Raw genomic sequence first — 14,855 nt, 5'->3', positions numbered from 1 at the left:
AATTATGACGGATTAATGAGAGGTATATCAATGGACTCCGCCCCCGTATCCCGTACCGCTCTGCCAGCCTGGCAGGCCCTGCAGCAGCACGCCAAAACCATTGAATCGGTTCACATGCGCGAGCTGTTCGACAGCGAACCGGACCGCTTTGCCCGTTTCTCGCTGACGCTGGATGATCTGCTTCTGGATTATTCCAAGAACCGGATCACCGACGAGACGCGGGCGCAGTTGCTGGAACTGGCCGGGCAGTGCGAATTGCCGGCGTGGATTGAGCGCATGTACAGCGGCGAGGCGATCAACCATACCGAGCAGCGTGCCGTGCTGCACACGGCGCTGCGCGATCCCGAGTCGGGGCCGATCCGGGTCGAGGGGGAGGATGTTCTGCCCCAGGTTCAGGCGGTGCTGGCGCAGATGCGCGAGCTGAGCGACGCCATCCGTTCCCGGCAGTGGCGGGGCTATACCGGCCAGCCGATCACCGATGTGGTGAACATCGGGGTGGGCGGTTCGGATCTGGGGCCGGTAATGGCCTGCGAGGCCCTGCGGCCGTACGCCATCCACGATCTGCGCATGCATTTTGTCTCCAATGTGGACGAGAACCACATTCTCGACACGCTGGAAGCGATCAAGCCCGAAACCACCCTGTTTATTATCGTCTCCAAGAGCTTTACCACGCAGGATACCCTGGTCAACGCCAAAACCGCGCGCAAATGGTTCCGCCAGATCGCCGGGGACGAGAGCGCCATCGATCGCCATTTTATCGCGGTCAGTGATAACGTCCCCGCCGCCGTGGAATTCGGTATTCCCGAGTCCAACATCTTTCGCATGTGGGACTGGGTTGGTGGTCGCTATTCCATGTGGTCGGCGGTGGGGCTGAGTATCGCCATTTCGGTGGGCATGGATCATTTCGAGGCCATGTTGCAGGGCGCCTGCGATATGGATCGCCATTTTCGTAGTGCGCCGCTGGAACAGAATATGCCGGTGATCCTGGGCCTGCTCGGTATCTGGCACAACAATTTTCTCGGTACCCAGACCTATGCCGTATTACCCTATGATCAGCACCTCAAATACCTGCCCGATTATCTGCGCCAGATGGACATGGAGAGCAACGGCAAGAGCGTCGATCGCCAGGGCAACCCCATCACCGATTACGAGACCGGTCCGGTACTGTTCGGTCAGCTGGGGATTACCGGCCAGCACGCCTTCTATCAACTGATGCACCAGGGCACCAAACTGATCCCGGCGGACATCCTCGCCCCGATCACCAGCCTGCACTGCATTCGCGATCACCACCGCACCCTGATGTCCAACGTCTTCGCCCAGACCGAAGCCTTCATGCGCGGCAAGACCGAGACCGAGGCGCGCGCCGACATGCAGGCCCAGGGACTGGACGCGGCGGAGATCGAACGGTTGTTACCCTATCGCGTGTTCCCCGGTAACAAACCGACCAACACCATTTTGTTCCGCACTCTCGATCCCCGTACCCTTGGACGGTTGATTGCCCTCTACGAACACAAGGTGTTCGTGCAGGGTGTGATCTGGGACATCAACTCCTTCGATCAATGGGGCGTGGAACTGGGGAAACAACTGGCGGACAAAATCCTGCCGGAACTGGCCGACAACGACCCGATCGACAGCCACGATACCTCGACCAATGGCCTCATCAACTACTACAAGGCGTTGCGTCCGGATAAATAATAAATAACAGGGCCGAGGGACGAGTTACGAGGGACGAGGAAAGGCGGTTACGTAATTCCGGACTCTGCGCCGTTGCAGCCGGGTTACGCGATTCTATATTGACGGAAAATTAAGGAAGAAATCAGGGTAGGGGGCTTTTCCTCGTCCCTCGGCCCTCGTCACTCGTCCCTGTGTTTAAGTTGGTAGCGCTCCCCGGACTCGAACCGGGACGGGTTGCCCCACGGCATTTTGAGTGCCGCGTGTCTACCAATTCCACCAGAGCGCCATTGCGGCGGCCATTATAGGCAAATCGGGCCTCGGTTGTAAGGGCGTTTGGCGTCGAACGCGTGCAAATCTGCTACTATGCGCCGCCATGCGACGCCAGGATTTTCATTTTGATCTGCCCGAGGAGCTGATTGCCCAGGTTCCCGCCGCACAGCGACGGGACAGCCGTTTGCTGTGCCTGGAAGGCGCGACTGGTGAGATAGCGGATCGGCAGTTTGCCCAGTTGCCGGAGCTGCTACAGCCTGGCGATCTGCTGGTGATGAACGATACCCGGGTGATTCCGGCGCGGCTGTTCGGGCGTAAGGAAACCGGCGGACAGATCGAGGTGCTGGTGGAACGCTTGCTCGATGACCATGCCTTACTGGCTCACGTGCGTGCCAGTAAAAGCCCGAAGGCGGGCACCACCCTGTACCTGAACGATACCGTGAGCGCGACAGTACTGGGACGTGAGGGGGATCTGTTTCGCCTGCGGCTCGCCGATCGCGACGATCCCCAGCGCCCCTTGCTGACGATACTGGATGAGCTGGGACACATGCCGCTGCCACCCTATATTCGTCGCGCCGATGACAGGGCAGACCGGGAGCGTTATCAGACCGTCTTTGCCCGCCGCCCCGGCGCGGTGGCCGCGCCCACCGCCGGACTCCATTTTGATGAGGCCATGCTGGCCCAGCTGGCGGCGCAGGGGATCGAGACCGCCTGGGTCACGCTGCATGTCGGTGCCGGTACCTTTCAGCCGGTGCGGGTGGAGGAAATTCGCGAACACCACATGCACGCCGAATGGGTCGAGGTGAACGAGACCGTTTGCCAGCAGGTTGAACAGACCCGCCAGCGAGGCGGGCGGGTGATTGCGGTGGGCACGACCAGCGTGCGCTGCCTGGAATCGGCGGCACGCGACGGCCACCTGCGGCCGTTTACTGGCGATACTGACATCTTTATCTATCCGGGCTACGAGTTTCAGATCGTCGACGGGCTGATCACCAACTTCCATCTGCCCGAATCGACCCTGCTGATGCTGGTCTGCGCCTTCGCCGGTTACGACAACGTCATGCGCGCCTACCGCCACGCCGTCGAACAGCGCTACCGCTTCTTCAGCTACGGCGATGCGATGTACCTGATCCGGAAGTAGAACATTTTTACCGCAGAGGCGCAGAGGGCGCAAAGATACAATGTTGAATGTTGAATGTTGAATGTTGAATTTTAGAGCCGGGTTCCATTCACAATTCAACATTTAAAATTCAAAATTATTTCTTTCTCCGCGTTCTCTGCGTCTCTGCGGTGAATCAAATATAAAATTAAGGCTAAACAGTGAAATTTGAGTTATTACAATCCGATGGCGAGGCCCGGCGCGGGCGGTTGACGTTTGATCGGGGAACCGTGGAGACGCCGGCTTTCATGCCGGTGGGGACGTACGGCACGGTCAAGGCGATGACACCGGAGGAGTTGCGCGAACTGGGTGCGGAGATCGTGCTGGGCAATACCTTCCATCTGATGCTGCGCCCCGGTACCGAAGTGATCGAGGCGCATGGCGATCTGCATGACTTCATGCACTGGGACGGGCCGATTCTGACCGATTCGGGCGGCTTTCAGGTCTGGAGCCTGGGCAAGTTGCGCAAGATTTCCGAGGCGGGGGTCGATTTTGCCTCGCCGGTGGACGGCAGCAGGATCTTCATGGGGCCGGAGGAGTCGATGGCGGTACAACGGGTGCTGGGCTCGGATATCGTGATGGTCTTTGATGAATGCACCCCTTATCCGGCGGCCGAAGAGGAAGCGCGGGTTTCGATGGAACTGTCGTTGCGCTGGGCCGCGCGCTGCAAGACGGCCCATGGGAGCCATCCCGCGGCGTTGTTCGGCATTGTGCAGGGCGGCATGTACGAATCGCTGCGCCGGGAATCACTCGACGGCCTGATGCAGATTGGCTTTGATGGCTATGCCATCGGCGGGTTGTCGGTGGGCGAGCCCAAGGAGGATATGCTGCGGATTCTGGACTATCTGGGCCCGCGGATGCCGGTCGATACGCCCCGTTATCTGATGGGGGTGGGCAAGCCGGAGGACCTGGTCGAAGGGGTGCGCCGGGGTATCGATATGTTCGATTGCGTGATGCCGACCCGCAACGCCCGCAACGGTTTTTTGTTCACCTCTACGGGGCTGCTGCGCATTCGCAACAGCCAGTTTCGCCCCGACACCCGGCCGCTGGACGAGACATGTGACTGCTATACCTGTCGCCATTACAGCCGGGCCTATCTGCGCCATCTGGACAAGACCGGCGAGATCCTCGGTGCCCGGCTCAATACCCTGCACAACCTGCACTACTATCAGCAGCTTATGGCACAGCTGCGCGCGGCGATCGCGGCGGAGGATCTGGCCGGATTCGTGGCCGATTTCTATGACAAACGCTCGCAAGCGGTGCCGGCTATGTCATAATAGCGGCCCTCTAACTTCCAAAACGCAAGGGACAGATTATGAGCTTTTTCATCTCCGATGCCATGGCCCAGGCGGCGCCGGCAGCCCAGGAACCCAACATCATGTCGCAGCTGATCTTCTTTGTCGGGATTTTCGTGATTTTCTATTTTTTGCTGATCCGCCCGCAGCAAAAACGCGCCAAGGAACATCGTAACCTCGTGTCCGCGCTGTCCAGGGGTGACGAGGTGGTGACCAATGGCGGCCTGGCGGGTAAAGTGACCGAAGTGGGCGACGAATATGTCAACCTGGAACTGGCCGATAACATCGAGGTCAAATTGCAAAAGCAATCTGTGGTCAACGTGTTGCCCAAAGGTACCCTGAAGACCATCAACAAAGAATAACGACAAACACAGCGCGCGGCGGCGTTTTAGCCGGCCGCGAACTCAATCCGGGAACGTGTTTCATGCTCAATCAGTACCCACTCTGGAAATACCTTCTGATCCTGTTGATTCTGCTGACAGGCCTTGTTTACGCCTTGCCCAATGTTTATGGCACCGACCCGTCGATCCAGATCTCCGCCACCGGCGAAAATCAGATCGACAGCGCGGCGCAGCACCGGGTTCGGGAATTGCTGGAAGGCAATGAGATTCCCTACAGCCGAATTACACTGGATGAACAGGGTTTGTTGGTACGGTTTGGTGGTGTCGAGGAGCAGCTCAAGGCGAACGACATTCTTCGCTCGGGACTGGGCGACAATTATGTTGCGGCGATGAACCTGGCACCGGCGGCGCCGTCCTGGCTGACCGGGCTTGGCGCGTTGCCGATGTATCTGGGACTGGACTTGCGCGGCGGTTTGCACTTTCTGATGGAAGTGGATACCGACACGGTGATGGAGCAGACTTACGAGGATCTGAGCAATGAGCTGCGCACTGTTCTGCGTGAGGCGAAAGTTCGCTATCAGTCGGTAATACAAAAAGACGAGGCACTGGAACTGCGCTTTCCCGGTGCCGAAGAGCGTGAGGCGGGCGAGGCCGCCATCAGTGCCGAACGGCGCGACCTGCAGCTGATCGAAGAGGAACGTGGCGGTGCTTTTTATCTTCTCGCCAGCCTGACGGACAGTGCGATAACGGAGATCAAAAAAGCAGCGGTCAAGCAGAACATCACAACCCTGCGTAACCGTATCAACGAACTGGGCGTGGCCGAACCGATTGTCCAGCGTCAGGGTGATGAGCGGGTCGTTATTCAGTTGCCGGGGGTACAGGACAGTGCCCAGGTCAAGACTGTCATCAGTGCTACCGCAACACTGGAGTTCCGGCTCGTCGATGTGGAAAATGACGTGCGTGCGGCGCAGCGGGGCCGGGTTCCCTTTGGTTCACGACTCTATGAAGAGCGTAGCGGCGATCCGGTTTTGCTCAAAAAGCGGGTGATCATTACCGGCGAGCGCATCACCAATGCCACCTCCGGGTTCGATCAGGAGACCGGTTCCCCGGCGGTGTTTGTCAATCTGGACGGCGCCGGTGCCAGCCGCATGGCCAGCGTCACCAAGCAGAACATCGGTAAGCCGATGGCGGTGGTCTTCATCGAATACAAGCCCGAAACGGTCCTTGAGGATGGTGAAGAGAAAGTCGTTACCCGCAAGGTCGAGGAAGTGATCAATGTGGCGACCATCCAGGGCGTGTTCAGCAAGCGTTTTCAGATTACCGGTCTTGAGCCGAATGAATCCAGCAATCTGGCCCTGCTGCTGCGCGCCGGGGCGTTGGCCGCACCGATCCGGATCATCGAAGAGCGCACCATCGGTCCCAGCCTGGGTAAAGACAATATCGAGAAGGGCACCAGCTCGGTCATCATCGGCATGATCCTGGTACTGGCCTTCATGGCCTTCTGGTATCGCGGCTTCGGCCTGGTCGCCAATGTAGCGCTGGTGGTGAACCTGGTGCTGATCGTGGCGGTGCTGTCCATGTTGCAGGCCACGCTGACCCTGCCGGGGATCGCCGGGATTGTGTTGACCGTGGGGATGGCGGTCGATGCCAATGTGTTAATCTTCGAGCGTATCCGCGAGGAGTTACAAAATGGCAATTCGCCCCAGGCCTCGATCAGTGCCGGCTATGCCAAGGCGCTGTCGACCATTGCCGATGCCAATATCACGACCCTGATCGCCGCTGTGGTGCTGTTTGTCTTTGGTACCGGTCCGATCAAGGGGTTTGCCATTACCCTGTCGATCGGGATCTTGACCTCCATGTTTACCGCCATCATGGGGACCCGGGCCATCGTCAATCTGGCGGTTGCGGGCAAGAAACTGCGCAAACTGTCTATTTAGGACAACAGGATTCGCGTTATGCAGATTTTCCAGAACACGAACTATGACTTTACCGGCAAGCGCCGCTACGCGGTATTTCTGTCGGCGGCACTGCTTATTCTTGCCATTGCCTCACTGGCGACACGCGGACTGAATTTCGGTCTCGATTTTACCGGCGGTACGCTGTTGGAAGTCGGCTATAGTGAACCGGTGGAACTCGGCGAAGTCCGTAGCGCGATTGAGCGCGCCGGCTACGATAATGCCGTGGTGCAGCACTTTGGCAGTTCCCGCGATGTCATGATTCGTCTGGCCCCGGAAGAGGGGCAGCTCAATGCGACCCTGAGTGACGATATTCTCAAGGCATTAAAAGCGGAGAATGAGTCGGTCGAGATGCGCCGTCAGGAATTTGTCGGTCCCCAGGTCGGCGAAGAGCTGCGCGATGACGGCGGGCTGGCGATGTTGATCGCGCTGGCCTTTATTCTGATCTATGTCATGGCCCGTTTTGAATGGCGCTTTGCAGTCGGTTCCATTGCCGCACTGATTCACGATGTGGTGATCGTGATCGGTTTTTTCTCTATCACCCAGATGGACTTCGATTTGACTGTGCTGGCGGCAGTGCTTGCCGTGATCGGCTACTCGCTGAACGATACCATCGTGGTATTTGATCGTATCCGGGAAAATTTCCTGCGCATGCGCAAGAGCCAGCCGACGGAAGTCATCAATACCTCGCTGAACCAGACCCTGTCACGTACCATTATTACCTCATTGACGACGTTGCTGGTGGTGCTGGCGATGTTTTTCCTCGGCGGCGAATTGATCCACTCCTTTGCCACGGCACTGCTGGTGGGTATTATTATCGGAACCTACTCTTCAATCTATGTCGCCAGCAGCGTTGCTCTGGCGCTCAATGTCAACAGCGCCAACCTGATTCCGGTGGAAAAAGAGGGCGCCGATCAACCCGGCCAGCAATTGTAATTCAATGTTGAATGTTGAATTTTGAATGCTGAATTTCAGTGTCCTGCGGACCAGCTGTTTGAAAGATCCGCATCCACAATTCAAAATCTAACATTAAAAATTCAACATTAACCAAAAGCCCGCGATAGCGGGCTTTTGGTTTTAGCGGGACTGGAATTTTTTCACTTCGTCCATCGGGTCCGAGTCATCGGCGCGGGGACGGACCATGCGACAGACCGTGCTGCTGCGGGTTTCGCATTCGGGATCGTTTTCATCCTCTTCCACGTTCCTGATGACTGTTTCCGCCCAGACGGCGGCAATGCCCCACAGGGCCGCGCCCAGTGCCAGGGTGCCGAGGCTGATGCCCTCAACGCCAAGCGGGCCGCCGAAAAATGCGTAAATGATGCTGATGATGCCGGCGATCCAGAATACCGCGATCGGCGCGGCGCAACAGGTGGCGCAGCCGTAGCGGCAGACTGCCACCGGCGGTGCGATTAAAGCGAAAGCACTACGTTTCACCATCCCCTCCTTATAAATATTCGGGCAGAATATTCTGGTGATGTGTACGGTTACTGACTAGTAAGCATGAATTTTTGATCTCGGTCAAATGAATTTTGCCCCCGATGTGTATTGGCGACGAACAAAAAAACACCACAGAATTGATGGCTGAACCGGCGCAGCGGATCCCGACGTTGCCGGGGATCAGCCGCAGGTCAGTTCGCCCGCAGCGACCGGACATCCCTCTTGCAGGTGAGCGTCACTGTCCCAATAGCGGACCCGTTGCGGGATAGTGAAGGGGGGAGAGGATAAAATGTTGAATGTTGAATGTTGAATGTTGAATGTTGAGTTAATGCGGCCGGAAAAATCTCAACGCCGGAGCGCGGTATAATGTTGAATACTTGATTTTGAATGGGATCACTCCTCAATTCAAAATTCAAAATTCAACATTCAACATTCAAATGAGGTCGTCGGGGACGAAGGGGCGAATTTTCTGCAGCATGGCCTTGAACAGGCGGGGGTTGGCGGCGACGATATTGCCGTTTTTCATATGGTTGGCATTGCCGTTGAAATCGCTGACCAATCCGCCGGCCTCCTCGATGAGCAGCACGCCGGCGGCCATGTCCCAGCTGTTAAGACCGAATTCCCAGAAACCGTCCAGGCGACCGGCGGCCACATAAGCCAGATCCAGCGCGGCCGAGCCGGCGCGCCGGATGCCGGCGCTGCCGGGGATCAGCGCCTGCATCATCTGCAGATAGGCGTCCATGTAGGGCATATGCTCGTCCCGAAAGGGAATGCCGGTGCCGAACAGGGCGCCTTCGATCCCGCGTCGGGGCGTGACCCGGATACGTTTGCCGTTGAGCTGGGCACCTTCACCCCGGCTGGCGGTGAACAGCTCCTCGCGCAGGGGATCGTAGACGACCGCCTGCTCCAGCCGGTTTTTATGGCGCAGGGCGATGGAGACCGCGTATTGCGGGAAGTTGTGCACAAAGTTGGTGGTGCCGTCGAGCGGATCGATAACCCATTCGTAGTCGTTGCCGGCATGGCTGCCGCTTTCCTCGGCCAGGATACTGTGGTCCGGATAGGCCTTGTGCAGGGTACGGATGATCGCCTGTTCGGCACGTCGATCCACCTCGCTGACAAAATCGTTGTCGGCTTTTTCGGTAATGGTCAGGGTGTCGACCTTGTCCGCGTTACGGGCGATGATAAAACCGGCATCACGCGCCGCGCGGACCGCGATATTCAACATCGGGTGCACAAGTTTTTCCTTAATCCGGTTGCCAAAGAACAAAACGCCGGCACGAGCGCCGGACGTCAAGGTGCGCTATTGTAGCAGGCTGGAATCAAACTGACAGGATGATTTGTGATGTCGGCAAAGCAGGACGATGCGCTCAACACCCGCCTGTCGCGGGTACGGGTGGTGCTGGTCAGCACCAGCCATCCGGGTAACATCGGTGCCGTGGCCCGGGCGATGAAAAATATGGGGCTGACGCAACTGGTACTGGTCAACCCGGCCGAATTCCCCAGCGGCGAGGCCCGGGCGCGGGCCTCGGGGGCGACCGATATTCTGGAACAGGCCCGGGTGGTGACCTCGATGGAGGCGGCCGTGGCCGGTTGTGCCGTGGTGCTGGGCGCCAGCGCCCGGCTGCGCAGTATTCCCTGGCCCAGCCTGGATCCGCGGGCCGCCGCCGACAAGGTCCTGGATGTGGTCGAGTCGGCGGATGCCGCGCTGGTGTTCGGACGCGAGAATAACGGCCTGAGTAATGACGAGCTGGATCGTTGCAACTACCTGGTGCATATCCCGGCCAATCCGGATTACAGCTCGCTGAACATCGCCGCCGCCACCCAGGTGCTGGTGTATGAACTGCGTATGAGTCTGCTGGAACAGGCGGGGCGGCGGGATAACCGCTTCCACAGCGATCAGCCGCGGGCCACGGCCGACGAACTGGAGCGGCTCTACAAGCATTTGCAACAGACCCTGACCGAGCTCGATTTTCTCAAGCCCAGTGCGCCACGGCAGATCATGCGCCGTCTGCGGCGGCTGTTTGGCCGGGCCGAGCTGGATCGCATGGAGATCAACATCCTGCGCGGCATTCTGAGCGCCATCCAGTCCCGAAGTCGCGGCGAAAAGACTGAAGAATCAGAGCGTTAATGGTAAAGTCTTTAACTCAAGATGACGATCAGACAAGGCCGGTCTCGGTAACAGATTATGTTCAGACGGATTAAAGAAGACATTCAGTGCGTGTTCGAGCGGGATCCCGCTGCGCGCAATACCTTCGAGATACTGACCACCTACCCGGGAGTGCACGCGGTGCTGTTGCACCGTCTGAGCCATGCGCTGTGGAACTATCATCTCAAGTGGCTGGCGCGGGTGCTCTCCAATCTGGGCCGCTGGGTGACCGGGATCGAGATTCATCCCGGGGCGCAGATCGGCCGCCGTTTTTTTATCGATCACGGCATGGGGGTGGTGATTGGCGAGACCGCCCAAATCGGTGATGATTGCACCCTGTATCACGGCGTGACCCTGGGCGGCACGACCTGGCGGAAGGGTAAGCGCCATCCCACCCTGGCCAACAACGTGGTCGTCGGCGCCGGTGCCAAGGTGATCGGACCGATCACCCTGGCCGAGGGGGTACGGGTCGGTTCCAACGCGGTGGTGGTCAAGGACGTTCCGGCCGGGGCGACCGTCGTCGGTATTCCGGGACGGGTCGTGGCCAAGGCCAAACCGGGTCCTCAGGACGAGCGCCGCAAGGCCTTTGCCGCCAAAATCGGCTTCGACGCCTATGGCACCACCCAGGACATGCCCGATCCGGTTGCCAACGCCATCGATTGCATGCTGGACCACATTCACGCCATGGATCAGCAGATGGAGACCATGTGCAAGTCACTCAAGGCGCTCGGTATGGAGATCGAGGTCCCCGAGCTGCCCGATCTCGAGGTTTGCGATATCAGCAGCAAGGATCTGAAAGGCCCCGACGAGATCGGAGTTGCGGACGAACCGGGCGAACCAGAGAAGTCATGACTATAATAGGGTTAAAATCCGCCCGGAATAATCTTGACTAAAATAGTAGGGCTTGCTAGATTAACCGTAAGTTAAATCGGTAAATCCAAATTTTACGATACAGGACAGTGCAATGAGACTGACTACCAAGGGTCGCTACGCAGTCACCGCCATGCTGGATCTGGCGCTGCATTACAAAGAAGGGCCGATCACGCTGGCCGACATTTCCCAGCGCCAGGGGATCTCCCTTTCCTATCTGGAACAGCTGTTCTCCAAGCTGCGCAAGAACGGTCTGGTCGACAGCACCCGCGGACCGGGCGGCGGTTATCGCCTGAGCCGCGATACACACGAAGTGGCCGTGGCCGACGTCATCACCGCCGTTGATGAGAAGGTCGAAACCACCCGTTGCGGCGGTCTGTCGAACTGCCAGGATGATCAGCAGTGCCTGACGCATGACTTGTGGACCGATCTGAGTCATCAGATTCACGACTTTCTCAAAGGCATCAGCCTGGGCCAGCTGGTCGAACGCCAGGGTGTCCAGGAAGTGGCCGCCCGCCAGGAACGCCAGCAACAGGCCAGTTTCCAGTCCCCGCAAGGCAAAGTCGCGGTCGAATCCTGATGCCCAATCACCCTTGCCCCGTTCGCACGGGGCAAGGGGATGTTTTGGTTCAGGGCCTCGGCGGTGGTCGTCGACGCCTGCTCGCCCGGCCGGGCGGTTTAATTCCCTCCATGCTCCAGGAAATCGGCCTTGCTGATTGCCTGCTACCCCGGTGTGGGGATAAAATTCCCTATTAACATTTGTGGTATAAACCCGCGCCATGGTGCGGGTTTATGCTATCTTACTAACCTGATCCAGGAGTCATTTTGCATGGCCGTTGAACGTACTCTTTCCATTATCAAGCCCGACGCGGTTGCCAGGAATGTGATTGGCGAGATCTACAGCCGTTTTGAAAAGGCGGGCCTGAAAATTATCGCCGCTCGTATGCTGCATCTGAGCAAGGAGCAGGCGGGGGAGTTCTACGCTGTGCACAAGGAGCGTCCCTTTTATAATGAACTGGTCGAGTTCATGACCTCCGGGCCGGTGATGGTCCAGGTGCTCGAAGGCGACGAGGCCATCGCCAAAAACCGCGAAGTGATGGGCGCCACCAATCCGGCGGAGGCCGCGCCGGGCACCATTCGCGCCGATTTTGCCAAGACCGTCGATGAAAACGCGGTACACGGCTCCGACGCCCCGGAAACCGCCAGCGCCGAAATCGCGTTTTTCTTCAAAGACGACGAAATCTGTCCGCGCACCCGCTAGGGCATCACAGGAGCATTTCTCACCTTGAGCGAGCACGACAAAGTCAATCTGCTGAATCTGGATCAAAGCGGCTTGCAGGCCTTCTTTGCCGAGCAGGGCGAGAAGGCCTTTCGTGCCACCCAGGTGATGAAATGGATCTATCAGTTTGGCGTCGACGAGTTCGACGCCATGACCAATCTGGGCAAAGGGTTGCGCGAGAAGCTCGATCAGGTCGCACAAATCCGGCCGCCGGAAGTGGTCAGCGAACAGCACTCCAGCGACGGCACCATCAAGTGGTTGCTGCGGGTGGACAACGGCAACTGCATCGAAACGGTGTTTATCCCCGAGGAGCATCGCGGCACTCTCTGTATCTCCTCGCAGGTCGGCTGCGCTTTGGACTGTACGTTCTGTTCCACTGCCCAGCAGGGCTTCAATCGCAATCTCTCCGCCGCCGAGATCATCGGCCAGCTGTGGGTGGCCAACCAGCGCCTGCACAGTATTCCGCGCCTGGCGCGCAGCATCAGTAACGTGGTGTTGATGGGCATGGGCGAACCCTTGCTCAATTTCGACAATGTCGTGTGCGCCATGAATATCATGATGGAAGACAATGCCTATGGCCTGTCCAAGCGACGCGTGACCCTGAGCACCTCCGGCGTGATTCCGGCGCTGGATCGGCTCAAGCAGGTTAGCGACGTGAGCCTGGCCGTGTCATTGCATGCGCCGACCGATGAATTGCGCGATCAGCTGGTACCGATCAACCGCAAATACCCGATCAAGGAACTGATCGCGGCCTGTCTGCGTTATATTGACGGCGACTCGCGACGCAAGATTACCTTTGAGTACGTGATGCTGGAAGGGATTAACGACAAACCCGAACATGCCCGCGCGCTGATCAAGCTGTTACGTCAGGTGCCGTCCAAGATCAATCTGATTCCGTTTAACCCGTTTCCCGGGACCGACTATCGCTGCTCCGATGCGGCAACCATCAACCGGTTTCGTGATATCTTGATGGAGGCCGGTCTGATGACCGTGACCCGCAAGACTCGCGGCGATGATATCGATGCCGCTTGCGGTCAGTTGGCCGGCCAGGTGCTGGACAAGACCAAACGCAAATTACGGCGGACCGCCGAACAGATGCCAATCAACAGGGTGGGAACATGAACCGATATCTGCCTTTTGTATTGCTGATTGTCTCGACGCTGATGCTGGGGGCCTGTACTACCACCAGCAGCAAACCGGACTTGTCAGACGAACGCCTGCGAGAAGCCTCTGAACTGAATGCCGAGCTGGGCGTGAAGTACATGCAACAGGGCGATAACGAACGGGCGATGGGCAAGCTGCAAAAGGCGATCAACTACAACGATGACAACGCCAGGGCACACCACTACCTGGGCGAACTCTATCGCCGCGTCGACAGACCCGATGAGGCCGAACAGCATTTCAAGGCAGCGCTGGATATTACCCCCAGGGATCCCTCGCTGTTGAACAATTATGCCGTGCTGTTATGTGACCTGGAGAAGTATGACGCGTCCGATCGCTATTTCGAAAAAGCACTGGATGATCCGGTTTATTCCGGCAAGGCGGGCATCTACCAGAACATGGCCCAGTGCGCCGAGAGTCAGAACAATCTTAAGCAGGCGGAGGAGTATTACCTCAAGGCCCTGCGGCTGGATCCCCGGCTGCCCAACGCCAATCTGGGTATGGCCCGGCTGACCTTCGACATGAGCCTGTATACCCAGTCCCGCCAGTATCTGGAGCGGTTTCTGGAGCGCCGCAAGCACAATGCCCAGAGCCTGTGGCTCGGTATTTTGCTGGAACGTCGAGCAGGTAACAGAAATCGGGTGGCCAGCTATGCCATGTTACTCAAAGGACGGTTTCCCGATTCCGAGGAAGCCCGGAAACTGAGAAAACTGGAACGCCAGGGTAAACTTTAGGGGACGCATATGGAACGGGAGGCATTACAACAACCGGAAATGCCCCCCGCCGAACCGCGTATGTGGCCCGGCAAGCGTTTGCGCGAAGCCCGTGAAGCCAGGAACCTGAGTCGCGAGCAGGTCGCTCACCAGCTGCATCAGGAAGTGAGCACCATTGTGGCCCTGGAAGAGGATGACTACGCCCGCTTGCCGGGCAAAACTTATGTACTGGGTTATCTGCGCAGCTACGCCCGTTTGCTGCAGCTGCCCGAGAGTGAGATTATCGCCGCCGTCCAGATCGACCATGTCGAAACCAGCGATCTGCTCCCCGAACATATCGACTATGACAAACCGGTCCGCCTGACCCCGCGCAGTGCCCGGCCGCTGCTGTATATCGTGTTGATTCTGTTGATTGTCGCCGGACTCGTTGGCCTGTTTTTCGGTATGCCCTCCCTGCCGTTCGGTTTGGGGTAGAACGCCTGACCGGCGCGGCTTCCCGCAATAGTAGACCTTCGCCGATAGTCGTCTCCTCGGGTCGGCATCGGGCTTCGTCGC

Annotated in this window: 15 protein-coding genes and 1 tRNA gene; 13 read left to right on the top strand and 3 right to left on the bottom strand. The window is 58.2% G+C overall.

All coding sequences use genetic code 11. The features are described from left to right. Positions 1-30 precede the first annotated feature (30 nt). A complete protein-coding gene (pgi, locus tag U5J94_RS13625; protein ID WP_322566164.1) occupies positions 31-1,695 on the top strand; it encodes a glucose-6-phosphate isomerase in 1,665 nt (554 codons plus the stop codon). A gap of 180 nt (positions 1,696-1,875) precedes the next feature. On the opposite strand, the gene U5J94_RS13620 is transcribed toward pgi, so the two are convergent. Beyond that, positions 1,876-1,960: transfer RNA gene (locus tag U5J94_RS13620), tRNA-Leu, on the bottom strand. Positions 1,961-2,047: 87 nt separating this feature from the next. Between U5J94_RS13620 and queA the strand changes: the two genes are divergently transcribed. The 5 genes from queA to secF all read left to right on the top strand — a co-directional run bounded on the left by queA (position 2,048) and on the right by secF (position 7,630). Then, on the top strand, positions 2,048-3,085 hold the full coding sequence (gene queA, locus U5J94_RS13615; RefSeq protein WP_322566163.1) for a tRNA preQ1(34) S-adenosylmethionine ribosyltransferase-isomerase QueA: 1,038 nt from the start codon (positions 2,048-2,050) through the stop codon (positions 3,083-3,085). Positions 3,086-3,264: 179 nt separating this feature from the next. Further along, complete coding sequence (gene tgt / locus U5J94_RS13610; protein WP_322566162.1) at positions 3,265-4,380, top strand: tRNA guanosine(34) transglycosylase Tgt; 1,116 nt, start codon at positions 3,265-3,267, stop codon at positions 4,378-4,380. A gap of 38 nt (positions 4,381-4,418) precedes the next feature. Beyond that, positions 4,419-4,760, top strand: a complete 342-nt coding sequence (gene yajC / locus U5J94_RS13605; protein WP_322566161.1) for a preprotein translocase subunit YajC — start codon at positions 4,419-4,421, stop codon at positions 4,758-4,760. Between the two features lie 62 nt (positions 4,761-4,822). Then, positions 4,823-6,676: a protein translocase subunit SecD gene (gene secD / locus U5J94_RS13600; RefSeq protein ID WP_322566160.1), complete on the top strand. Its 1,854-nt coding sequence runs from the start codon at positions 4,823-4,825 to the stop codon at positions 6,674-6,676. Positions 6,677-6,694: 18 nt separating this feature from the next. Continuing rightward, positions 6,695-7,630 carry a protein translocase subunit SecF gene (gene secF, locus U5J94_RS13595; protein ID WP_322566159.1) on the top strand — a complete coding sequence of 312 codons (936 nt, stop codon included), beginning with the start codon at positions 6,695-6,697 and terminating at the stop codon, positions 7,628-7,630. A gap of 141 nt (positions 7,631-7,771) precedes the next feature. Here the strand turns inward: secF and U5J94_RS13590 are convergent, their stop codons facing one another. Both U5J94_RS13590 and suhB read right to left on the bottom strand, forming a co-directional pair. Beyond that, complete coding sequence (locus U5J94_RS13590) at positions 7,772-8,131, bottom strand: hypothetical protein (RefSeq protein WP_322566158.1); 360 nt, start codon at positions 8,129-8,131, stop codon at positions 7,772-7,774. Positions 8,132-8,564: 433 nt separating this feature from the next. After that, positions 8,565-9,365, bottom strand: coding sequence for an inositol-1-monophosphatase (suhB, locus tag U5J94_RS13585; RefSeq protein ID WP_416224181.1), 801 nt, complete (start codon positions 9,363-9,365; stop codon positions 8,565-8,567). Positions 9,366-9,473: 108 nt separating this feature from the next. Between suhB and trmJ the strand changes: the two genes are divergently transcribed. The 7 genes from trmJ (at position 9,474) to U5J94_RS13550 (ending at position 14,774) form a co-directional block, all read left to right on the top strand. Further along, positions 9,474-10,259 (top strand): tRNA (cytosine(32)/uridine(32)-2'-O)-methyltransferase TrmJ, encoded by a 786-nt coding sequence (gene trmJ / locus U5J94_RS13580; protein ID WP_322566157.1) that lies wholly within the window; start codon positions 9,474-9,476, stop codon positions 10,257-10,259. A 57-nt stretch (positions 10,260-10,316) separates the two neighbouring features. Continuing rightward, on the top strand, positions 10,317-11,129 hold the full coding sequence (cysE, locus tag U5J94_RS13575) for a serine O-acetyltransferase (protein WP_322566156.1): 813 nt from the start codon (positions 10,317-10,319) through the stop codon (positions 11,127-11,129). A gap of 112 nt (positions 11,130-11,241) precedes the next feature. After that, positions 11,242-11,727, top strand: a complete 486-nt coding sequence (gene iscR, locus U5J94_RS13570) for a Fe-S cluster assembly transcriptional regulator IscR (protein WP_322566155.1) — start codon at positions 11,242-11,244, stop codon at positions 11,725-11,727. A gap of 249 nt (positions 11,728-11,976) precedes the next feature. Beyond that, positions 11,977-12,408, top strand: a complete 432-nt coding sequence (ndk, locus tag U5J94_RS13565; protein ID WP_322566154.1) for a nucleoside-diphosphate kinase — start codon at positions 11,977-11,979, stop codon at positions 12,406-12,408. A gap of 24 nt (positions 12,409-12,432) precedes the next feature. Continuing rightward, positions 12,433-13,548, top strand: a complete 1,116-nt coding sequence (gene rlmN / locus U5J94_RS13560; RefSeq protein WP_322566153.1) for a 23S rRNA (adenine(2503)-C(2))-methyltransferase RlmN — start codon at positions 12,433-12,435, stop codon at positions 13,546-13,548. Beyond that, complete coding sequence (gene pilW / locus U5J94_RS13555) at positions 13,545-14,321, top strand: type IV pilus biogenesis/stability protein PilW (RefSeq protein ID WP_322566152.1); 777 nt, start codon at positions 13,545-13,547, stop codon at positions 14,319-14,321. Before rlmN ends, pilW begins: the two co-directional genes overlap by 4 nt. Before the next feature lie 9 nt (positions 14,322-14,330). Beyond that, entirely contained in the window at positions 14,331-14,774 is a 444-nt protein-coding gene (locus U5J94_RS13550) for a helix-turn-helix domain-containing protein (RefSeq protein ID WP_322566151.1), read from the top strand. The last annotated feature ends 81 nt before the right edge of the window (positions 14,775-14,855 follow it).

This window comes from Thiohalophilus sp. (genome assembly GCF_034522235.1).
In the GTDB taxonomy this organism is placed as follows: Bacteria; Pseudomonadota; Gammaproteobacteria; order UBA6429; family Thiohalophilaceae; genus Thiohalophilus.
Note: the sequence above shows the minus strand (reverse complement) of the source record. Positions and strands in the feature narration are given on the sequence as shown.

Coding starts and splice junctions, on each gene's coding strand:
- pgi (WP_322566164.1), top strand. CDS start 31: ATGGACTCCGCCCCCGTATCCCGTACCGCTCTGCCAGCCTGGCAGGCC.
- queA (WP_322566163.1), top strand. CDS start 2,048: ATGCGACGCCAGGATTTTCATTTTGATCTGCCCGAGGAGCTGATTGCC.
- yajC (WP_322566161.1), top strand. CDS start 4,419: ATGAGCTTTTTCATCTCCGATGCCATGGCCCAGGCGGCGCCGGCAGCC.
- secD (WP_322566160.1), top strand. CDS start 4,823: ATGCTCAATCAGTACCCACTCTGGAAATACCTTCTGATCCTGTTGATT.
- secF (WP_322566159.1), top strand. CDS start 6,695: ATGCAGATTTTCCAGAACACGAACTATGACTTTACCGGCAAGCGCCGC.
- U5J94_RS13590 (WP_322566158.1), bottom strand. CDS start 8,131: ATGGTGAAACGTAGTGCTTTCGCTTTAATCGCACCGCCGGTGGCAGTC.
- trmJ (WP_322566157.1), top strand. CDS start 9,474: ATGTCGGCAAAGCAGGACGATGCGCTCAACACCCGCCTGTCGCGGGTA.
- cysE (WP_322566156.1), top strand. CDS start 10,317: ATGTTCAGACGGATTAAAGAAGACATTCAGTGCGTGTTCGAGCGGGAT.
- iscR (WP_322566155.1), top strand. CDS start 11,242: ATGAGACTGACTACCAAGGGTCGCTACGCAGTCACCGCCATGCTGGAT.
- ndk (WP_322566154.1), top strand. CDS start 11,977: ATGGCCGTTGAACGTACTCTTTCCATTATCAAGCCCGACGCGGTTGCC.
- pilW (WP_322566152.1), top strand. CDS start 13,545: ATGAACCGATATCTGCCTTTTGTATTGCTGATTGTCTCGACGCTGATG.
- U5J94_RS13550 (WP_322566151.1), top strand. CDS start 14,331: ATGGAACGGGAGGCATTACAACAACCGGAAATGCCCCCCGCCGAACCG.